This window comes from Terrabacter sp. 05T424, assembly GCF_056396225.1.
In genome coordinates, this window is sequence record NZ_JBFTLB010000012.1 from 34,974 (window position 1) to 54,981 (window position 20,008).

The 20,008-nt window shown below is 71.4% G+C and carries 15 protein-coding genes; 10 read left to right on the plus strand and 5 right to left on the minus strand.

The annotated features are described in order from the left end of the window. The first annotated feature begins 120 nt into the window (after positions 1-120). Together AC1DE0_RS19680 and AC1DE0_RS19685 are read left to right on the plus strand one after the other, a co-directional pair. Positions 121-2,163, plus strand: coding sequence for an NAD(+) synthase (locus AC1DE0_RS19680; protein WP_478104558.1), 2,043 nt, complete (start codon positions 121-123; stop codon positions 2,161-2,163). Positions 2,164-2,173: 10 nt separating this feature from the next. Further along, positions 2,174-2,674, plus strand: a complete 501-nt coding sequence (locus tag AC1DE0_RS19685; protein ID WP_478104562.1) for an N-acetyltransferase family protein — start codon at positions 2,174-2,176, stop codon at positions 2,672-2,674. Positions 2,675-2,687: 13 nt separating this feature from the next. Here the strand turns inward: AC1DE0_RS19685 and AC1DE0_RS19690 are convergent, their stop codons facing one another. Together AC1DE0_RS19690 and AC1DE0_RS19695 are read right to left on the minus strand one after the other, a co-directional pair. Further along, entirely contained in the window at positions 2,688-4,841 is a 2,154-nt protein-coding gene (locus tag AC1DE0_RS19690; protein ID WP_478104566.1) for a DEAD/DEAH box helicase, read from the minus strand. Positions 4,842-5,090: 249 nt separating this feature from the next. After that, the gene (locus tag AC1DE0_RS19695) at positions 5,091-5,828 is read right to left on the minus strand and encodes a VIT1/CCC1 transporter family protein (protein ID WP_478104569.1); all 738 of its coding nucleotides are present in this window, start codon (positions 5,826-5,828) and stop codon (positions 5,091-5,093) included. Between the two features lie 93 nt (positions 5,829-5,921). Between AC1DE0_RS19695 and AC1DE0_RS19700 the strand changes: the two genes are divergently transcribed. Next, positions 5,922-9,164: a response regulator gene (locus AC1DE0_RS19700; RefSeq protein ID WP_478104572.1), complete on the plus strand. Its 3,243-nt coding sequence runs from the start codon at positions 5,922-5,924 to the stop codon at positions 9,162-9,164. Between the two features lie 115 nt (positions 9,165-9,279). Here the strand turns inward: AC1DE0_RS19700 and AC1DE0_RS19705 are convergent, their stop codons facing one another. Continuing rightward, positions 9,280-10,083 carry a hypothetical protein gene (locus tag AC1DE0_RS19705; RefSeq protein ID WP_478104574.1) on the minus strand — a complete coding sequence of 268 codons (804 nt, stop codon included), beginning with the start codon at positions 10,081-10,083 and terminating at the stop codon, positions 9,280-9,282. A gap of 140 nt (positions 10,084-10,223) precedes the next feature. On the opposite strand from AC1DE0_RS19705, the gene AC1DE0_RS19710 reads away from it, so the two are divergent. The 4 genes from AC1DE0_RS19710 to AC1DE0_RS19725 all read left to right on the plus strand — a co-directional run bounded on the left by AC1DE0_RS19710 (position 10,224) and on the right by AC1DE0_RS19725 (position 15,396). Then, positions 10,224-10,961, plus strand: a complete 738-nt coding sequence (locus AC1DE0_RS19710; RefSeq protein WP_478104576.1) for a response regulator transcription factor — start codon at positions 10,224-10,226, stop codon at positions 10,959-10,961. Further along, positions 10,939-12,678 carry a sensor histidine kinase gene (locus tag AC1DE0_RS19715; RefSeq protein WP_478104578.1) on the plus strand — a complete coding sequence of 580 codons (1,740 nt, stop codon included), beginning with the start codon at positions 10,939-10,941 and terminating at the stop codon, positions 12,676-12,678. The genes AC1DE0_RS19710 and AC1DE0_RS19715 overlap by 23 nt, the downstream gene beginning before the upstream one ends. Positions 12,679-12,913: 235 nt before the next feature. Continuing rightward, on the plus strand, positions 12,914-14,917 hold the full coding sequence (locus tag AC1DE0_RS19720; RefSeq protein WP_478104580.1) for an ArnT family glycosyltransferase: 2,004 nt from the start codon (positions 12,914-12,916) through the stop codon (positions 14,915-14,917). An 8-nt stretch (positions 14,918-14,925) separates the two neighbouring features. Beyond that, a complete protein-coding gene (locus AC1DE0_RS19725; RefSeq protein ID WP_478104582.1) occupies positions 14,926-15,396 on the plus strand; it encodes a GtrA family protein in 471 nt (156 codons plus the stop codon). A gap of 155 nt (positions 15,397-15,551) precedes the next feature. Here the strand turns inward: AC1DE0_RS19725 and AC1DE0_RS19730 are convergent, their stop codons facing one another. Beyond that, positions 15,552-16,649, minus strand: a complete 1,098-nt coding sequence (locus tag AC1DE0_RS19730; RefSeq protein WP_478104584.1) for an MBL fold metallo-hydrolase — start codon at positions 16,647-16,649, stop codon at positions 15,552-15,554. 124 nt (positions 16,650-16,773) lie between these two features. Beyond that, entirely contained in the window at positions 16,774-18,090 is a 1,317-nt protein-coding gene (locus AC1DE0_RS19735) for an MBL fold metallo-hydrolase (protein ID WP_478104585.1), read from the minus strand. A gap of 115 nt (positions 18,091-18,205) precedes the next feature. Here AC1DE0_RS19735 and AC1DE0_RS19740 point away from each other — a divergent pair, with 115 nt between their 5' ends. From AC1DE0_RS19740 to AC1DE0_RS19750, 3 genes are all read left to right on the plus strand, one after another. Next, a complete protein-coding gene (locus AC1DE0_RS19740; protein WP_478104589.1) occupies positions 18,206-18,757 on the plus strand; it encodes a toxin-antitoxin system HicB family antitoxin in 552 nt (183 codons plus the stop codon). Positions 18,758-18,840: 83 nt separating this feature from the next. Beyond that, positions 18,841-19,710 carry a DUF4097 family beta strand repeat-containing protein gene (locus AC1DE0_RS19745; RefSeq protein ID WP_478104593.1) on the plus strand — a complete coding sequence of 290 codons (870 nt, stop codon included), beginning with the start codon at positions 18,841-18,843 and terminating at the stop codon, positions 19,708-19,710. Continuing rightward, positions 19,707-19,994, plus strand: coding sequence for a hypothetical protein (locus tag AC1DE0_RS19750; RefSeq protein WP_478104597.1), 288 nt, complete (start codon positions 19,707-19,709; stop codon positions 19,992-19,994). The genes AC1DE0_RS19745 and AC1DE0_RS19750 overlap by 4 nt, the downstream gene beginning before the upstream one ends. Positions 19,995-20,008 lie beyond the last annotated feature (14 nt).

The window sequence follows — 20,008 nt, forward strand, 5'->3', positions numbered from 1 at the left end:
CCCCCGTCGTGGCGAGGATCGCGTCACACGTGGCGTGACACCTGCGTGACACCGGCCTGACACCGGGCGTCCCTCGTGCGGGGTCCCCGTGTGCCGTCTCCGGTGCGATTGACTGGGGCCATGGACTTCTACAGCTCCTACGCCCAGGGGTTCGCCCGCGTCGCCGCGTGCACGCTGCCGATCGTCGCGGTCGACCCCGAGCGCAACGCCGACGCGGTGGTCGCCGAGGCCCGCGACCTCGCCGACGAGGGTGTGGCGCTCGCGATCTTCCCCGAGCTGTGCCTCTCCGGCTATGCCATCGACGACCTGTTCCTGCAGGACCCCCTGCTCGACGCCGTCGACGACGCGCTGGCCCGCATCGCCGAGGCCACTGCCGACCTCACGACCGTGCTCGTCGTCGGCGCACCGCTCGAGAAGGGCTCGCGCGTCTACAACTGCGGTGTCGTCATCCACGCCGGCCGCATCATCGGTGTCGCGCCGAAGTCCTACCTGCCCACGTACCGCGAGTTCTACGAGCGGCGGCACTTCGCGCCGGGCGACGACCAGCGCGGTCAGACCATCGACGTCGCGGGTGACCGCGTGCCCTTCGGCCCCGACCTGCTGTTCAAGGCCACCGACGTGCCCGGCTTCGTGCTGCACGTCGAGGTCTGCGAGGACATGTGGGTGCCGGTGCCGCCCAGCCACGAGGCGGCGCTCGCCGGGGCCACGGTTCTGACGAACCTGTCCGGGTCGCCGATCACGGTGAGCCGCGCCGAGGACCGTCACCTGCTCGCCCGGAGCGCGTCGGCCCGCTGCCTCGCCGCCTACCTCTACGCCGCGGCCGGCGAGGGCGAGAGCTCGACCGACCTGTCGTGGGACGGCATGACGATGGTCTACGAGAACGGCGCGCTGCTGGCTGAGAGCGAGCGCTTCCCGGAGGGCCCGCGCCGGTCCGTCGCCGACATCGACCTCGACCTGCTGCGCCAGGAGCGACAGCGCCAGGGCACCTTCGACGACAACCGCCGCACGCTCGCCGACCGCACCAACGGCTTCCGCACCGTCGAGATCGAGCTCGCGCCGCCCGCGGGCGACATCGGCCTGTGGCGCAAGGTCGACCGCTTCCCCTTCGTGCCCGACGACGCGGAGCGGCTCGCCCTCGACTGCTACGAGGCGTACAACATCCAGGTCTCCGGGCTGGAGCAGCGGCTGCGCGCCATCGGCCAGCCGAAGATTGTCATCGGCGTCAGTGGCGGCCTCGACTCGACCCACGCGCTCATCGTCGCGGCCAAGGCGATGGACCGCCTCGACCGCCCACGCAGCGACATCCTCGCGTTCACGATGCCCGGCTTCGCGACGAGCGACCACACCAAGGCCAACGCGATCGCGCTCATGGAGTCGCTCGACGTGACGTGGGAGGAGCTCGACATCCGGCCGGCCGCGACGCAGATGCTGACGGCGATGGGCCACCCGTTCGGCCGGGGAGAGGAGGTCTATGACGTGACCTTCGAGAACGTCCAGGCCGGCCTGCGCACCGACTACCTCTTCCGCATCGCCAACCAGCGCGGGGGCATCGTGCTCGGCACGGGCGACCTCTCCGAGCTCGCCCTCGGTTGGTGCACCTACGGCGTCGGCGACCAGATGAGCCACTACGGCGTGAACTCCGGCGTGCCGAAGACCCTGATGCAGCACCTCATCCGCTGGGTCGTCTCCTCGGGCCAGTTCGAGGAGCACGTCGGCGAGACGCTCACCTCGATCCTCGACACCGAGATCTCGCCCGAGCTCGTGCCGGCCAAGGAGGGAGAGAAGCCGCAGAGCACGCAGGCGAAGATCGGGCCGTACGCGTTACAGGACTTCACGCTCTTCCACGTGCTCCGTCGCGGCTACCGTCCGTCGAAGATCGCGTACCTCGCCTGGCACGCCTGGCACGACAGCGAGGCGGGGGAGTGGCCCGCCGGCTACCCCGAGGCCGACCGGACGGCATACGACCTGGCGACGATCCGGCAGTGGCTGGAGGTGTTCGTCAAGCGCTACTTCGCCAACCAGTTCAAGCGCTCGGCGCTGCCCAACGGGCCCAAGGTCGTGGCCGGGGGCTCGCTCTCGCCGCGCGGCGACTGGCGAATGCCGTCCGACGCGACATCGGTGACGTGGCTCAGTGAGCTCGACGCGAACGTGCCTGAGAAGTAAGGAAACTCGAGTGGCAAATGCAGTGACGGTCCGCGACTACGCCGAGGCGGACTGGGTGCAGGTGTGGCCCATCATCGAGCAGGTGGTCCGGGCCGGTGACACGTTCCCGTTCCCCCTCGACCTCTCAGAGGCCGACGCCCGGGCGATCTGGCTGGAGAACGGCCCCGGCGGCCGGGCGAGCGTGGCCGTCGACGGCGACCGCGTGCTCGGCACCGCGAAGATGGGGCGCAACCGGCCCGGTCCCGGTGCGCACGTCTCGACCGCCAGCTACATGGTCGCCGCCGATGCACGGGGCCTCGGTGTGGGTCGTGCTCTGGTCGTGGACTCGATCGACTGGGCGCGCGAGTCCGGCTATGCCGCAATGCAGTTCAATGCCGTCGTGGCGACGAACAAGGGCGCGGTGCGGCTCTACGAGAGCCTCGGCTTCACGGTGATCGGCACGGTGCCGCGGGCCCACGAGCTGCCGTCGGGCGAGCGCGTGGGCCTCAGCATCATGCACCTCGACCTCTGAGGTCGACCCTCGGTCAGACGTCGGCGAGCGAGCGGCGCAGCAGCTCGACGAGCGCGTTGAGCTGCACGGTGTCGCCGCTCGCGACATCGACGTCCGAGCCGTCGAGCGCGCGGGCCGCGAGACCCTGCTTGGCGTCGATGAGCTCGGCGATGCGCGAGTCGATGGTGCCCGCGGCGAGCAGGCGCCAGGCCGTCACCGGCTCGTCCTGCCCGATGCGGTGCACGCGGTCGATGGCCTGCTGCTGCTCGGCCGCGGTCCACGACAGCTCGGCGAGCACGACGTTGGAGGCGGCGTGCAGGTTGATGCCCACACCGGCCGCGAGCAGCGAGCAGACGGCGACCGAGACCTCGGGGTCCTTCTGGAACCCGTCGATCGCCTCGGTGCGCTGCTTCGTCGTCTGGTCGCCGCGGATGGAGACGGTGCGCAGCCCTGCGTCGGCGAGCACCTGCTCGGCGGTGTCCATGACGTCGATGTGCTTGGCGAAGAGCACGACCTTGCCCACCGAGTGCGACAGCTGGGCCGCGTAGTCGGCGGCGAGGCGCGACTTGGCCTGGCCGATGCGGCGCACGAGGCTGAAGACGCTCTCGGTGTTCTTGCCGTCGGACTTCTCACCGGCGCCGGCCCGCAGCTCTCCGGCGGCGACACGGCGCATGAGCGCCTCGTCGGGCTCGCCCGGGATCTCGGTGGCGTTGGCCTCGGCGAGGAAGGCGCGGTAGCGGCGGGCGAGCTTGTCGCCCAACGCCTTCTCGGCTGCGCGGATCGAACGGCCGAGGTCGTCGTCGAGCTCGACGGTGATGTCGGCGATGCGCTTGTCGGGCAGGTCCTTCGCGACGTCGACCTTGCGGCGGCGCACGATGCCCTGGTCGATGACGACCTGTCGGGCCTCCGGGTAGAAGCCGCGGTCGGCCGGCGTGAGGCCGATGCCGTCGAGCCGCCGCACGATCTCGGGTGCGGGCTTGCCGTCCTTGATCCAGCCGAGGAAGCGCCAGATCGCGTCGAAGTCCTTGACGTCGTTGATGAGCGGCGTGCCCGTGAGGGCCATGAGCAGCGGGTCGCCGCCCGGCGTGCTGGCCCGGAGGCGGTCGCCGAGGGCGAGGACCTGCTGCGACCGCTGCGAGCCGAGGTTCTTGATGAAGTGGGCCTCGTCGACGACCATCGACCGGAAGCCGAAGCTCGACAGCCAGGCGAAGTGCCGGTCGAGGATCTCGTAGTTGACGACGAAGACGTCGGCGAAGGCGTTGACGTCGTTGCCGTCGCCGTGGATCACCGTGACGCGGCGCTGCGGCGTCCACCGCTCGACCTCGCGAGCCCAGTTGATCTTCACGACGTTGGGCACGACGGCGAGCATCGGGTAGGCGCCGGCGATCGAGGCCGCCATCACCGACTGCGCCGTCTTGCCGAGGCCGGGCTCGTCGGCGAGCAGGAACGTGCGGTGCCCCTCCTGGACGCTCTGGAGGAACCGCGACTGGTGGACCATGAGCTGCGACCCGGGCGGTGAGAAACGGTCGATCTGCGGCTTGGCCGGCAGGTCCATCGAGGCCGCCTCACCGCCGGCGCCCTGCTCGAAGGCGCGGTAGAGCGGGCTCAGCAGGTCCCACCCGGCGAGGCGCCCCGGCAGGTAGTCGTGCTGCGCGCGTCCGAGGTCGGGCGTCAGGAAGGGGTTGGCGAGAGCGCGCGACGGCACCGACTGCGGCATGACCTGGCGCGCCGCGATCTGCGGGGGCACCACGGGTCGGGGCGGCTCGGGGGCCTGGATGACGAGGTCGTCGTCGGCGAGCTCGGCGCCCGACTCGAGCAGCCAGTCGCGGCGCATCTGCTGGGCAGCCGGCCCGGGCTTGGCATTCGCGTCGAGCAGCGTCAGCAGGCTCGTGTCGCGAGCCGCGATCTGCGCGAGGATCGTCGCGATGCCGTCGAGGCGCTTGAGCAGGTCCGCGCGCGTGCCACCCGCGATCGAGGCGTCGTCGCGCACCCGGGCGCGCTCGGAGCGCATGAGCAGGGCCACGACGAGGAACTTGGTCCGGTTCGTCGGGCTGGCCTTGCCCTTGCTCGACACCCGCGACTCGACCTCGCGCACTCGACGTGCGAGCACGGGGATGAGCGGCGCCGGGTCGTCCTTGCGCTGGTTCTGGCCCTGGCCGTCGGGTCGGCGGCGGACGCGCGTTGCCATGTTCCTCCTGATGACGCGGCGGACGCGGGTCCGATGTCCGGAACGACGCCGTGACCCAGATCGAACAGGTGACGCGATGTCGGCGGCGGACTCGGCCCGAGTCCCGGCGGACGCGCCATCGCGCGCCCGACGTCCCCAGCCGGATCCGGCATTGGCGCCACGGACGGGCGCTGGGACACCTCGACTGTACAGCCCGCTGGGCGTGGTCGGTGCCGTATGCCGTGTGCGCCGTGGCGTCGGAGGGCGCGCTCAGCCCAGGCTGACCCCGACGAGCGCGCCGATGGCGTACGTGACCGCCATGGCCGCAAGACCCCCGGCGACGTTGCGCGCGATGGCCCGCGGCACCGGGCTGCGACCGAGCCGGGCGCTGACCCAACCGGTGACCGCGAGGGCCGCCACGACGCTGACGACGGTCACGTGGATGCGTACGTTCTCGGGGCTGAGGGTGATGGTCAGCAGCGGCAGGATCGCGCCGACCACGAAGGCCACCATCGAGGCTGCGGCAGCGTGCCAGGGGCTGGTGAGGTTGTCGGGGTCGATGCCGAGCTCGGCCTCGGCGTGCGCTGCCAGGGCGTCGTGAGCGGTGAGCTCGCGCGCCACGTCGGTGGCCAGCCCACGGCTCAGTCCCTTCGCCTCGTAGAGCTGCGTCAGCTCCTCGAGCTCGCCGTCGGGGTCGTCGTGCAGCTCCTGCCTCTCGAGCTGGATCAGGGCGCGCTCGGAGTCGCGCTGGGTGCTGACGGAGACGTACTCGCCCGCGGCCATGGACATCGCCCCCGCGGCGAGGGCGGCGATGCCGGCGAGCACGATGGCCCCGCGGTCGTTGCTGGCGCTGGCGAACCCGACGACGACACCTGCCGTCGAGACGATGCCGTCGTTGGCGCCCAGGACGCCGGCCCGCAGCCAGTTGAGACGGGCGCCGACGCTGTCGTCGTGCGGCTCTTCCCGGTCGTCGATGACGGGCTCGGTGCCATCGGGGGAGTCGGTCACGCGGGCTCCGATCAGAGGGGGCGGGTCGTCCCGATCGTAGGTCTGCGGCGCGACATCCGGGCGCGCGGCCCCGGAATGGGCGAGGATCGGGTCATGTCGGAAATTCCGGACCGGGGCGGCGCTGCGGAGAACGACCTCTTCCGCTGGATGGTGGCCGCGTCCCCGGACGGTCTGTGGGTCTTCGACGAGCAGGGCCGCACGCTCTACGCCAATGCCCGGATGGCTCAGCTGCTCGGTCGCGAGCCCGACGACATGGTGGGCTTCTCCGTCTTCGACGCGGTCGACGACGTCGGCAAGGTGCAGTTCCGCCAGCACCTCGACGAGCTCGCGACCCGGGGCGAGCCCGGCGACAACCTCGAGTGCAGCCTGCTCGACTCTCGCGGCGAGCGCTTCTGGGCGCTCGTGTCACACACACCGCTCGTCGACGAGTCCGGCCGGCGGCGCGGCTGGATGCACCGGGTCAGCGAGCACAGCGCCCAGCGCAAGCTGCTCGACCAGCTGGCCGAGGCGCAGACCATCGCCAAGCTCGGCAGCTGGGAGTGGGACGTCTCCAGCGACCGCGTGTCCTGGTCCGACGAGCTCTACCGCATCTACGGGATGGACCGAAGCGAGCTGGCACCGACCTACGAGGGCTTCCTGGCCCGCATCCACCCCGACGACCGGCCCCACGTCGCAGAGACGGTCGGTGCGGCGGTCGCGTCGGAGGACTCGTTCGAGTTCGACGCGCGCGTGCTGCGCACGAGTGGCGAGACCGGCTGGATCCGCGGACGAGGGCTCGTCACGCGCGACGCCGAGGGCAATGCGATCCGGATGGGCGGCACCGCACACGACATCACCGAGCAGAAGGACGCCGAGCAGGCCTTGGGGCTCGTCACGGCGATGGCAACGGCCGCCAACGAGTCGGCGACGTTGGCCGAGGCCCTGCCCGCCGTGCTCGTCGAGGTGGCCCGGCACACGACGTGGCGGCCGGTCCTCGCGACGATCGTCGACGCCGCGGGTGGCCTCGGGGAGCCCATCGTCGCCGCCGACGGCACGGAGGCCAGCCACCTCCCCGTCGAGGTGGGCATGGACTTCGCCTCCCGCGCCGCCGCCGACTGCACGATCGTCGCCGATGCCTCGCCCTCGGGAACGATGATCGTGGCTGTGCCGGTGGTCGCCGAGGACCGCGTCGCCTGCGTGGTCGTGCTCGACATGCGCAGCTCGGCGCCCCCGGCCGCCACCGACGCCGCGACGATCTCGCAGATCACGGCGCTCTTCGCGAGGGTCGCCGACCGCGAGTGGACGGCCCAGCGGCTCGCCCACGCCCGCGACGCGGCCATGGAGGCCTCGCGCGCCAAGTCGGCCTTCCTCGCCACCATGAGCCACGAGATCCGCACGCCCCTCAACGGCGTCATCGGCCTCTCCGAGCTGCTCGGCCGCACCGAGCTGACGCCCCACCAGCGCCGTCTCTCCGACGGCATCGACCAGGCGGGCCGCGTCCTGCTCGAGCTCGTCAACGACATCCTCGACCTGTCCAAGATCGAGGCCGGTCGCCTGGAGCTCGAGTCCGTCGACTTCGACCCCGCGGCCGTCCTCGAGCGTGGGGTGGCGCTGCTCGCCGAGCGAGCCCGCGCCAAGTCGCTCAACCTGTCGGTGACCCACTCCGCCGACGTGCCGCTCATGGTCTCGGGCGACCCGGTGCGCTTCGGGCAGGTCGTCGCCAACCTCACGACCAACGCCGTGAAGTTCACCGACTCGGGCAGCGTCTCGGCCCACCTCTCGCTCGAGCGACAGACACCCGCCGGTCCCGTGCTGCGCGTCGAGGTCCATGACACGGGGCCGGGCATCTCGCCGGAGGTGCGCTCGCGGCTCTTCGAGTCCTTCTCTCAGGGGGACTCATCGACGACGCGCGAGTACGGCGGCACGGGTCTGGGGCTGGCCATCAGCCGGCAGATCGTCACGGCCTTCGGCGGTGAGATCGGCGTCGACAGCGAGCCGGGCCACGGCAGCACGTTCTGGTTCACCGCCACCTTCGCCGCCGCCTCGACCGGGGGCCTCGGCCGCACCGAGTCGCAGGTGGCGGCCGTGTCGGGCCTGCGCGCGCTCGTGGTCGGCGCCAACGCGGCGCACCGGCAGCGCGTCGAGGAGCAGCTCGCCACCTGGTCGATGTCGGTGGCGTCGGCAGCGACGGGCGTCGACGGGCTCGTGCAGCTCGACCGTGCCGAGCGCGGCGGTTCGCCGGTCGACGTCGTCGTGCTCGACGATCCGGGCACGGGCGCCGGAAGCCTGCAGGTCGCCCGGATGATCCGCTCCGACGAGCGGTTCGCGGGCGTGCGCGTCGTGCTCGTCTGCGCCCACGTGCCGCCGCCTGACGCGACCACCCTGACCGAGTCCGGCGTCGACTCGACGCTGACCGCCCCGGTCATGCCGTCGGCGCTCTTCGACACCATGTCCGACGTCGCGGGCCGGCACCTCGGGCCCGGTGTTGCGGGCGCGATAGCCGCCGTCGCCCGGGCCGCGGCCACCAGGGGCGTCGTCCCGCCCGCCGGCGAGGGCCACCTCGGAACCATCCTCGTCGTCGAGGACAACGAGATCAACCAGCTCGTCGCCAAGGGCATCCTCGAGAGCCTCGGGTATGCCGTGGTGCTCGCGGGCAACGGCGTCGAGGGAGTGGCCGCCCACCGCGAGCACGGCAACGAGCTCGCCGCGGTGCTCATGGACTGCCAGATGCCCCAGATGGACGGCTACGAGGCGACGCGCGCGATCCGGGCTCAGGAGCCGGACGGGCGACGACTGCCCGTCATCGCCATGACGGCCTCGGCGATCGCGGGCGAGCGCGAGCGATGCCTCCAGGCCGGCATGGACGACTTCCTGACCAAGCCCATCGACGTCGCGCTGCTCGCCTCGACCCTGCAGCGGTGGACCGGCGCGGCGCGCGTTCGGCCTTCGCAGCGTGTCGCTCTTGCGCAGACTGAGTCGTCCAGTGTGACCGAGCCGACTGCCGTGCTCGACGACCGGCGCCTGGCCGAGCTGCGCGACCTCGAGCCGGAAGACCCCTCGCTGCTGCTCCGTTTCATCGACCGGTTCGGCGAGGGTGCCCGCAAACGCGTCACCGACCTGCGCACCGCCCACACCGAGGGCGACGCCGAGAACCAGGGCCGCATCGCCCACGGCCTCAAGGGGTCAGCGTCGAACCTCGGAGCCGCCGTGCTGGCCGAGGTGTGCAAGCAGGTCGAGGACCTCGGCGCCGCCGGCCGTCTCGCCGACGAAGCCCTCGTCGCCCGGGTCGAGGACGAGGTCGACCGAGCGACGAGGGCGCTCGAGGGGTACGCAGCCGAGATCCGCGCGCTGCGCTGAGTCTCTGTCTGTCGAGTGCTCATCTCCCGACGCAGGAAGGTGGGCACTCGATGGGCGCTGTCTGTCGAGTGCTCAGTTCCCGACGCAGGAGTGGGCACTCGATGGGCTTTGTGGCTCAGGTGGTCGTCACGGTGCCGGTTCCGGAGTCCGTGCCCTGACCTGAACCGGAGCCGTCTGTGCCGTCCGAGCCGCCCGTGCCACCCGAGAACGGGTCGATGCCCTGGTTCAGCTGGTTGAGCAGGTCCTGGGGGTCCAGCTGGCTCAGCTGGTTCGGGTCGATCCCGGTCAGGCCGCCGCCGGGCACGCCGTTCTGGAGGTTGGGCAGCTGCTGGTTCTGCTGGCCGTTCTGGTTCTGCCGACCGAACCCGCCCTGGCCGTTGCCGCCCGGGAACTGGAAGCTGCGCCCGCCACCCGGACCGCGGAACGAGTCGCCGCCGTTCGAGCCGGCCGGCATGGCAGCCGCGGCGCCGATCGCGCCGGCGGAGGCCAGCACGATGGCCAGGCCTGCAGTGACTGCGGTCTTCTTCGCGCTCCAGCGGGGACCGTCGGAGTCGACGGGCACACCCGTGCCAGCCGTGGCAGTCTCCCGACCCCCGAACAACGCACCGAAGCGCTGCCCGAAGGAGGCGGCCGGACCCGCCCGGTGCGGCAGGCCGGTCGCGGCGAGCGGCACCGACGGACCGGCCACAGGCACGGCACCCTCGGAAGCCGGCATGCCGGCATACGCGTAGGGCGTGCTCGGCGGGGTGACGGGCAGCGCGCTCGTCGTCGCGGTGGCCGACAGCGTCTGCGTGTCATCGGCGAACTGGGCCGCGGGAGCGGTTGGCACGATCTGGGTGTCCTGCGAGGCAGGGTCGAACTGCGGCAGGCGCAGCCGCGGCCGCTCTGCCGGGCCCGGGGTGGTGGACTCGTTGCTCATGAGAGCCACGGTCGAACCGCTGGCTGTGCGCGTGCTGTGGCTGACCCGTCGGAGGGCTGGGACTTCGAGACAGAGGGTCCACAGGATTCGCACAGGGATGTACTGGTCATCGCACAGTCCCAGCGGCTTCACTGGATGACATGAGCGAGAAGACCAAGCCCGCAGCGGCCCGCCTCCAGCGCCTCGACGGCTCCCCGGTGCGGGTGCTCGTCGTCGACGACGAGGCCAACCTCACCGAGCTGCTCGGCATGGCCCTGCGCTACGAAGGGTGGGACGTGCGCGCCGCCGGCACCGGCATGGAAGCCGTGCGCGCCGCCCGCGAGTTCGACCCCGACGCCGTCGTGCTCGACATGATGCTGCCCGACTTCGACGGGCTCGAGGTGCTGCGGCGCATGCGCGCCGACAACAGCAACGTGCCCGTCCTCTTCCTCACCGCGAAGGACGCCGTCGAGGACCGCGTCTCGGGCCTCACCGCGGGCGGCGACGACTACGTCACGAAGCCGTTCTCGCTCGAGGAGGTCGTCGCCCGGGTCCGCGCCCTCATGCGCCGCACCACCGTCGCGGTGTCGTCCTCGGACTCGATGCTCGTGGTCGGTGATCTCACCCTTGACGAGGACAGCCACGAGGTGATCCGCGCCGGTGACGAGATCCACCTGACCGCAACGGAGTTCGAGCTCCTGCGCTATCTCATGCGCAACCCCAAGCGCGTGCTGTCGAAGGCGCAGATCCTCGACCGTGTCTGGAACTACGACTTCGGCGGGCAGGCCAACGTCGTCGAGCTCTACATCTCGTACCTCCGCAAGAAGATCGACGCGGGGCGCGACCCGATGATCCACACCATGCGAGGAGCTGGTTATGTCCTCAAGCCGGCCGTCTGACGCCTTCGTCGACCGCCCGGACCCCGCGGACCTTCCGGACGCCGAGGGGGCGCCGACCCCTGACCTCGGGGCCCCGGAGGTCGGCTTCACCGACGAACCCGACGAACCCGACGAGCCCGACGACACGCGTACGTATGCCGTCCCCCTCGCTCCCGCCGCCGGGTTCCCTTCCGAGGCCGGCTCGTCTGGTGACGATGAAGAGGACGCCGAGACCTACGACCGCAGCCTGCGACAGCGGCTCTCGGACGCCCAGGACCGGGTGCGGCCGTGGTCGGCGTGGACGCTGCGCGCCAAGCTGGTCGCCTCGATGCTCGTCCTCTTCTCGGTCATCAGCATCGCGATGGGCACCTTCACCGTCGTTGCCCTCAGCCGCCAGCTGACCAGCCAGGTCGATGACCAGCTCAGGACCTCGATGGCCCGTCAGCTCTCCGACCCACGGGGGGTCGACTTCGGCACGCGTCAGGACGACCACGGGCCGCGTGGGCCCGGCGACGAAGGTCTCGTGGCGCTCCTGCCCACCTCGACGAAGACCATCCCCCAGGCCCTGGGGCGTGTGAGCACCGACGCCCAGCAGCCCGTCCCCCTGACGGCTGCGCAGCTCGCCGAGCTGCAGAGCGCCGGCCTTCGTGGCGACGCGGCCAACATCGAGATCACCGGTCTCGGCACCTACCGTGTGCAGGCCCGTACGGTCTTCGTCGACAGCTCGCCAGTCGGCGTTTTCGTCGTCGGTCTGCCGATGGACCCCACCGAGCGCACGATCGGCCAGATGGTGCTCGTCGCCGCGATGACGGTCGGGGCCGGCATCATCCTCGTCGCACTGCTCGGCACGTGGCTGGTCCGCCGCAACCTCGAGCCGCTGCGGCGTGTTGCCGCGACCGCCACGAAGGTGTCGCGGATGCCGCTGCACTCGGGCAAGGTCGCGCTCGCCGAGCGCGTCGATGCTGCCGACACCGACACCCGCACCGAGGTGGGCCAGGTCGGCGCCGCCTTCAACGAGATGCTCGACCATGTCGACGAGGCCCTCAACTCGCGTCACCAGAGCGAGCAGCGGGTGCGCCAGTTCGTGGCCGACGCGTCGCACGAGCTGCGCACGCCGCTGGCCTCGATCAAGGGCTATGCCGAGCTGTCGCGTCGCGAGCCCAACGCGGTGCCCCAGACGGTCACGCACGCGATGGGCCGCATCGAGTCCGAGGCCAACCGGATGAGCTCGCTCGTCGAGGACCTCCTGCTCCTCGCACGCCTCGATGCCGGGCGTCCGCTCGAGGAGGCGCCCGTCGACGTCTCGATGCTCGTCATCAACGCCGTCAGCGACGCCCATGCTGCCTCGCCCGGTCACCGCTGGGACCTCGACCTGCCGCCCGAGCCGGTCGAGGTGCGCGGTGACGCCGCCCGGCTGCACCAGGTCGTCGCCAACCTGCTCGGCAACGCCCGCACGCACACGCCCGACGGAACCCGCGTCACGACCTCCGTGCGGCCTGAGGGCGAGTGGGTTCGTGTTGCGGTCCACGACGATGGTCCCGGCGTGCCGGATGCGCTGCAGCCCAACGTGTTCGAGCGTTTCGCCCGCGGCGACGACGCCCGCGTCCGGGCCGGTGGCAGCACCGGTCTCGGCCTGTCGATCGTGGCCGCGGTGAGCAAGGCCCACGGTGGTCGGGTCGAGCTCGACAGCCAGCCCGGCGACACGACCTTCTCGCTCCTGCTTCCCGCGACGGTCTGAAACTCGAGCCACGCCCCTGGGACTGCACCACGGCGCAGTTCCAGGGCTTTGGCGCGTCCCGGAGGACGCGAAAGTGCGCCCTGGCGCGGTTCCGTGTCCGGTTGGCAGCAGAACACGACCCGAAAGTGCGCCGTGGCGGAGCTCGCGCGCTTGACGAAAGCCGGGCGGCGTACCTCATTCCCGCACCAAAGTCGGGACATAGGAACGGCACAGCCGCGGCCCCGAACGTTGAGCCATGGACACGATGACCCTCACCACCACGGGCACGTCGGGCAGCTCCGCAGCGGCGCCCTCGGGGCCGGCCGACCCGAGCCGCCAGACCACTCCGACGCCCGCCGCAGCTCGTGCGGGTCGTCCGAACCGCCTCCGGCGACTGTGGCGCGGCCCCGGTGCCGACCCGGGCTGGGCGCGCCCGGCGATGTTCGGTCTGCTCCTCGCGACGCTGGTGCTCTACACGTGGAACCTCACGGCGAGCGGCTACGCGAACTCCTTCTACTCCGCGGCGGTCCAGGCCGGGTCGGACAGTTGGAAGGCCTTCTTCTTCGGCAGCTCCGACGCCGCCAGCTCGATCACCGTCGACAAGCCCCCGGCCTCCCTCTGGCTGATGGCCCTGTCGGTGCGCCTCCTCGGCCTCAGCTCGTTCGCGATCCTGCTGCCTCAGGCCCTGATGGGCGTCGCCACGGTCGGTGTCGTCTACGCGACCGTCAAGCGCCAGTTCGGCGCGGCCGCCGGCCTCATCGGTGGCGCCGTCGTCGCCCTGACGCCGGTGGCGGCCCTGATGTTCACCTTCAACAACCCCGACGCGCTCCTCACGCTCCTCATGGCGCTCGGTGCCTGGGCGACCGTCAAGGCCATCGAGCAGGCGTCGCCCAAGTGGATGATGATCGTCGGCGTCTTCATCGGCCTCGGCTTCCTCACCAAGACCCTGCAGGTGCTGCTCGTCGTGCCGTTCTTCGGGCTCGCCTACCTCATCGCGGCCCCGACGACCCTGCGCAAGCGGATCATCCACTCCCTGCTCGCCGTCGGCGCAATGGTGCTCTCGGCCGGCTGGTGGGTCGCGATCGTCGAGCTCATCCCCGCGTCGGCACGCCCCTACGTCGGCGGCAGCCAGACGAACTCGTTCCTCGAGCTGACCTTCGGCTACAACGGGCTCGGCCGCATCAGCGGCGACGAGACCGGCTCGGTCGGCGGGGGCGGCGGCGGTGGCGGCAACTGGGGCGCGACCGGCCTGTTCCGGATGTTCTCTTCCAGCGTCGGCGACCAGATCTCGTGGCTCATCCCGAGCGCGCTCGTCCTGCTCGCCACGGGCCTGTGGTTCCGGGGCCGTCGCCCGCGCACCGACCTGCGCCGTGCGGCCTACCTCGTCTGGGGCGGCTGGCTCGTCGTCACGATGCTCGTCTTCTCGTTCATGGCCGGCATCTTCCACGAGTACTACACCGTGGCCCTCGCTCCCGCGATCGGCGCCCTCGTCGGCATGGGCGCGGTCGAGGCCTGGCAGCGCCGCGCCAACGGGGTCGGCACGATCGTCCTGTCGGTCGCGACGGCGGCGGCTGCGACCTGGAGCTTCATCCTCCTGTCGCGCACCACGGCATACGGTGACTGGCTGCGCATCTCGGTGCTCGCGGTCGGCATGGCGGCCGCCCTCCTCATCCTCGCCACGCGCTGGATCCACGTGCGTGCCGTGCCGCTCGTCCTCGCCGGAGCGCTCGTGGCGGGCCTCGCCGGCCCGGGCGCGTATGCCGTGTCGACCACGGCCCAGGGGCACACCGGGTCGATCGTGACCGCGGGACCCGCCGGCTCGAGCCGTGGACCCGGTGGTGGCGGGTTCCAGGGCGGCCCGCAGGGCGGTGGCGGCGCCGGCGGCCTCCTCAACGCCGAGACACCCAGCACCGCCGTCGTCGCGGCCCTGTCGGCCAGCGCCGACACGTACACGTGGGTCGCAGCAGCCATCGGCTCGCAGACGGCGGCCGGCCTCCAGCTCGGCACCCAGCTGCCCGTGATGGCGATCGGCGGGTTCAACGGTTCGGACCCGGCCCCCACGCTGGCCCAGTTCCAGCAGTACGTGGCGAACGGCCAGATCCACTACTTCACCAGCGGTGGCCGCGGCTTCGGCAACCAGAACGGTGGCAGCAGCGCCTCGTCCGAGATCAGCTCGTGGGTCCAGGCGAACTTCACCTCGGTCGAGATCGACGGTTCCACCTTCTACGACCTGACCCAGCCCGTATCGTCGGCGCAGTGAGTGCGGGGATGACTGACATGCACACCGGCGAGGCCACCACCGCGGCCCCGCCGGTGGCGCGGATTCGTCTCTCGCGACAGGTCATCCGGTTCGCCGGGGTCGGCGTGCTCTCGACGGTGCTGCACCTCGGACTCTTCGCGGGGCTCGAGCACGCAGGTCTCGGAGCGCAGGTCGCCAACGGCGTCGCGCTCGTCGTCGCAACGGTGTTCAACACCGCGGTCAACCGGGCCTGGACGTTCGGCGTCACCGGGCGAGAGCGCATGGTGTCGCACCACGGCCAGGCTCTCGTCATCTTCGCGATCACGTATGCCGCGTCCTCCCTCGCGCTCGCGGTGCTCGGTCGGGTGGCCCCGGACTCCGGCACGGTCGTGCAGACCGGTGTCGTCGCCGTCGCGAACGTGTTGTCGACGGCGGTGCGCTTCTTCGCGATGAAGCGGTGGATCTTCCGGCCGGCCGAGCCGGCCGCAGCCGACGCCTGACCACCACACGGCAGTCGAGTGCCCACTTCCCGACGTGCGGAACGGAGCACTCGACGGGCCATCCGATCGAGAGAACGCTCCGTCACCTTTCGTGCGTGACGGAGCGTTCTTTCGATTGACGGGTGGGGTGCCCTCTGTGGATTGGTGACAGCGGGTCAGTCGCGGTCGGCGTCGGCCGCGCAGGACTCCCACCAGGGCTCCTGGTGCTCGGCGACGACCTCGTCGATGTCGTTGCCGCTCAGCTCGATCCGCGTGCCGACCTTGGGAGCGACGAGGCGGACGCCGCTGTCTGCCGCAGCGCGGCGGGCCCAGCGGATCGGCTCGCTCCACCAGTGCGTGGCGAGGTTGAAGGTGGCCCAGTGGATGGGCAGCATCACGGAGTCGGTCTCGCCCTTGTTGACGTCGAGGTGGGCCTCGATCGCCTGGGCGGGGTCGAGGTGGATGTCGGGCCAGTGCACGCTGTAGGCGCCGATGGGGATGATCGTGAGGTCGAACGGCCCGAGGTCGGCGCCGATGTCGGCGTATCGATGGGTCGGACCGGAGTCGCCACCGAAGAAGACCGCGTGCCGCGGCCCGCGCAGCGACCACGCGGCCCAGAGCGTCTGGTTGCGCACGAACCCGCGACCGGAGAAGTGCCGCGCCTCGCAGCAGGTGAGGCGGATGCCGGCGATCTCGGTCTCCTCGCGCCAGTCGAGGCTGGTGATCCGGCCGGTCGGCACGCCCCACGACCGCAGGTGCTCGTCGACGCCGAGAGGCACGACGTAGTGCGGCCGGTGGGTGCGCTCGAGCTCGCGGATCGACGGCTCGTCGAGGTGGTCGTAGTGGTCGTGGCTGATGACGACGGCGTCGAGGTGCGGGATCTCGGCGATGGGGCCGGGCACCGGATGCAGTCGCTTCGGGCCGGCGACGACCGACGGCGACGCACGGTTGCCGAAGACGGGGTCGAGCAGGAACCGGCGGCCGTCGAGCTCGACGACGCTCGTCGCGTGGCCGTACCAGGTGACGGCGAGGTCGGCCGGCTCGTGCGGGTGACGCGGTGGGACGAGCGGCACCGTGCCCCGTGGTCTTCCCCGGCCGAACTCGCGCACCATGGTCATGAGCATGCTTCCGGGGCCCTCGGCCTCGGGCGATGCGACGACGTGCGTCGGCTCGTGCGAACGGAACTCGCCGTCGCGGTAGTTGGGCGAGCCGGCGGCGCGGCTGCGCTGCGTCTCGGTCGAGGCGCCCATGCGGCGAAGGATCGGGAGCTGCACTGGCTTCTCCTGCCTGTCGTGCATCACGGTCGGCGGCCCAGGGGCGGGCCACCGTCATTCTCGTCCAGCGACGGGGGAGGCGCCCGAGTTCCCCTGTGGAGATCCGGTGACGCCCGGATGAACGTCAGTCGCGGTCCTCGGCGGCGGAGCAGACCTCCCACCACGCGTCGGAGTGGCCCTTGGCGACGGTCTGGGCGTCACCGGTGCTGAGGTCGACCCGCTGGCCCACCTGTGGGAAGGCGACGGGCACCCCGGCCTCGGCAGCGGCACGGCGCAACCGGCGTACGGGCTCGGCCCACCAGTGCATCGACAGGTTGAAGGTGGCCCAGTGCACGGGCACGAGCAGCGACTCGCGGGCAGCGGTGCGCACCGTGCGGGTCGTCTCGGTGGGCTCGCCCTCCTCGTGCCTGCCGCCAGGCGTGTCGATGCGCTGGTCGCCCTCGATGAACCCGTCGGCGACGCCGGCCTCGTCGGCCACCAGCGCCTCGGCGTCGTCGCCGATGCGGTTCACGTCGCGGTGGGCCGCGAGGGCCTGCTCGGGGTCCATGTGGATGTCGGGCCAGAACGGGTCGTAGGCGCCGACGGGCATGATCGTGAGGTCGAAGGGGCCGAGGTCGGCGCCGATGGCAGCGAAGCACTTCGACGTGCCGGAGTCACCGGGGAAGTAGGCCGAATGGGCCGGACCGCGCAGGGCCCAGCCGGCCCAGAGGGTCTGGCTGTCGACGAGGCCGCGGCCGGAGTTGTGGCGAGCCTCGGTGCACGTCAGACGGATGCCGGCCACCTCCGTCTCGCCGCGCCAGTCGAGGGCGGTGATGCGCTCCTGGGCCACGCCCCACGCGAGCAGGTGGGCGTTGACGCCGAGTGGCACGACGTAGTGGGGGCGGTGGGTCTGCTCCAGCCGGACAATCGAGGGCTGGTCGAGGTGGTCGTAGTGGTCGTGGCTGATGAGGACGGCGTCGATGCTCGGCAGGTCGGCGATGGAGCCCGGAACCGGGTGGGCGCGGCGGGGGCCCACATGCCGGATCGGTGACACACGCTCGCTGAAGACCGGGTCGATGAGGAACCGCGCTCCGTCGATCTCGAGGACGCTGGTCGCGTGGCCGTACCACGTGACCGCGAGCTCACCCGGGTGCTGCGGGGGGTCGGCGGGCACCACAGGCACCGTGCCCACCGGCTCGCCGCGTCCGTGCACGCGCATCATGGCGAGCAGGGCACTCGTCTGGGCCTTGATCCTCGGGCGCAACGAGGGCTCCTGGCCCTCGAACCGCCGGTTCTTGAAGTTGGGGGAGTCTTGGACGAAGGGCAGGATCTCGGCCGGGGAGGCGCCCATCCGGTGCATGACACGGACGAACTGGCGCGACCGGCTGCGCGACGAGACCGTCTCGATGGCGTGCGAGAGGGCCCGGACGGACGGGCGGTCTGAGGTGCCGAGGCTGCGCATCGGTGACCTTTCGAGGGGTGTTCGAGGGGTGGGGTCGTGCTCCGGAAACCTACTCCCGAAGGTCTGCGTCGACATGGTGTTGACGTGACACCACAGTGGTGTCATAGTGATGCACATGGACATCACCGAGTACGTCGACGCACTGCGTCGGGATCTCGCCCAGGCGGCCAGGGCGATGGGTCCGGAGACCGAGCAGGCCGCCGAGCGCATCGGCTTCGCGCTGGACTCCTCCGCCCGCCTGGCGCTCATGGACGCCCTGTCGCACGCTGCGGCCGAGATCACCAACGAACTCGACGGCACGTCGGTCGAGGTGCGGCTGCAGGGCCGTGAGCCCGTCTTCGTCGTCGTCGGGGGTGGCCCGGCCGCGCTCGCCGACGACACGCAGGCCATCCACACCGATGACACCACTGCGATGTCAGCCGACGACGAGGGCCCCGAGACCGCCCGCATCACGCTCCGGCTCCCCGAGGTCCTCAAGAGCCGCGCCGAGGAGCTCGCGACGGGCCGCGGCCAGTCGCTCAATACGTGGATCGTCAACGCCGTCCGGGCGGCCACCTCGTCCGGCATCACCGTCAACATCGGCGCCCAGCTCGGCCCGCAGTTCGGGCCCGGCGCACCGGGGCGCAACCGCTCCTCCAACAAGCGGGTCCAGGGCTGGGTTCGCTGACGCGAACCCGCCCACGACCGACCGCACCGGCACGACAGCACCAGCCACACGGCATACGCACTCTTCGAGACAAAGGACATCCCATGAGCACCAACCTCGAGACCCGCTTCGACACGACGGGTCCGATCAACCTCAAGGTCGAGCTCCTCGTCGGCGACGTCACGCTGAAAGCGGGCGAGGCAGCGACCACCACCGTGCGGCTCGTCCCGCGCGGCCGCAACGGCAGCGAGATGGCCGAGAAGTTCACGGTCGAGGCGCGCGGCAATGACGTCGTCGTCATCGCCCCCAAGCTGCGCGAGGGCTTCTTCACCCTCGGCAGCAAGGGATCGGTCGACGTCGAGGTCGAGCTGCCGGCGAGCAGCACCGTCGAGGCCAAGACCGGCGCCGGCGACGTCGCGGGCACCGGGCTGCTCGGTGACGTGCGGGTCAGCACCGGCGCCGGCGACCTCAGCTTCCACGAGGTCGGCTCGGCCCACCTCAAGTCCGGGTCGGGCGACCTGACCCTCCAGTCGAGCCGTGGCGACGTCAACGCCAAGACCGGTTCGGGTGATGTCTCCATCGGTTCGGCCGGCGGCCGCCTCGACCTCGTCTCCGGCAGCGGCGACATCGCGATCCGCCGCACCGACGCCGGCGTCAAGGCCCGCACGGGTTCCGGCGACCTGCACATCGACGCGAGCACCGGGGACCTCGAGCTGATGACCGGCACGGGCGACGTCGTGCTGGGCGCCGTGCACGGCGGCCAGGTCCAGGCCAAGACCGGCACCGGCGACGTCAGCATCGGCATCGCCAACGGCGTCGCGACCTACCTCGACCTCAACAGCGTGACGGGCGACGTCGACGTCGACCTCGACAGCACCGACGGCCCCGGCGAGTCCGAGGCCCGCGCCAGCCTTTCCGTCAACTCCGGCAGCGGAGACATCCGCGTCAAGCGAGCGAAAGTGAGCCTCTCATGAGCACCTACACCAGCACCGTCAGCCTGTCTCCCCAGGAGACCCTCGCCCGCGACCTGATCATCGAGCGAGTCGCCGCACGACACCACGCCCCCAAGGCCGCACGCGTGCGTCGCACCGCACGGGCCGCGCTGCTCCTGCGCAGCCTCGCCGAGCGCCTCGACCCCTCCGCCGCACGCCAGGCCACCGCATCGGCGGCGCCCCTGCCGCCTCACGCTGGCAGCCCGCGGCCGTGGTCGGCGCAGCAGCGACCGGCCGCCCGACGCGCCCCGCACCGCCACAGCTGACCGCCCCTCCACGC